Origin of the sequence: Fulvivirga lutimaris (assembly GCF_009711525.1) — a bacterium.
Classification (GTDB): Bacteria; Bacteroidota; Bacteroidia; order Cytophagales; family Cyclobacteriaceae; genus Fulvivirga; species Fulvivirga lutimaris.
In genome coordinates this window covers 1-945 of record NZ_SMLV01000060.1, presented here as the reverse complement: position 1 = coordinate 945, position 945 = coordinate 1, and the positions used below count along the sequence as shown (strand labels likewise).

The window sequence follows — 945 nt, the reverse complement described above, 5'->3', positions numbered from 1 at the left end:
GCTTTCTTACTAGATAATATGAAAATATAGTGGCAATAAAAACTGAACCTAATTGTAAATATGCCAGATCTATTAAGTTAGGCTTTAAACCCAATCCAACAAGACACAAAATGGCAATCAACATTGGAAGACGCCTTGATAATGCACACAACCAACTGTCTTTAAAATTAAATTTAGCCTGTTGTATATTTTTGTAGTGGCTATAAAAGATTAAAAAGAATGATGCTGGAATATTAATTAGAAATAGATCTTTTAAAATAGGTGCATTCCACAAAATTGGACCTACAAAATAAGCTAATGGTAACTGCACTAATAGCGTTGATAAGACAAAAACTAACAGCCCTATTAAAAGAGAAGTTGAACGGTATTTTTGATTATTAGGTTCAAGACCCATATGCTTTATTAAAGCATTTTTAACAAACCCTACTCGTCCCATTTCTATCATGGTAATAGAAGATAAGAATAAGGCCCACTGTCCAAAATCTTCTTTTGTGAGAATCCTTACCAGTATAAAGAAAGTGACAACACCTAACCCCTGATTGGTAATTAACTCTAATGAAGAATAGCTTCCCGCTTTAAAAATAAATTTCCTATCCAAACCCATAGAGAAAAGGCAGGAATTATATTTCCATATCTTTTAGATTCATCCTATTTAAGACAGCACCAAACAACTTGCCATTCAAATTTTTGAAATATTCGATAGACTCCTTATCGTTCTGCTTAATGTCATTTTGAGCCGAAAATACTGGGATTACCTGATCCACATAATTGAGCAGCTCTTTTGTGTCAGAATATTCATTCAATGCGGCACTTTCGAGGAAAATATAATCATAATGATCACTTAAACCATCAATTAAAGTTTTGAAATCTTTCTCATAAAGTAATTCTGATGGCGACAATGGAGATGTTATTGAGCCAATAACATCAATATTATTATATTTTGTC

Annotated in this window: 2 protein-coding genes; both read right to left on the bottom strand. The window is 32.1% G+C overall.

What is annotated here, in order from left to right; all coding sequences use genetic code 11:
• A partial coding sequence (locus tag E1140_RS00175) for an oligosaccharide flippase family protein (RefSeq protein WP_155177943.1) occupies positions 1–604 on the bottom strand: 604 nt, incomplete at its 3' end.
• 16 nt (positions 605–620) lie between these two features.
• Positions 621–945, bottom strand: a 325-nt coding sequence (locus E1140_RS21175) for a tyrosine-protein kinase family protein (protein WP_185153313.1), incomplete at its 5' end; no start/stop codon positions are given.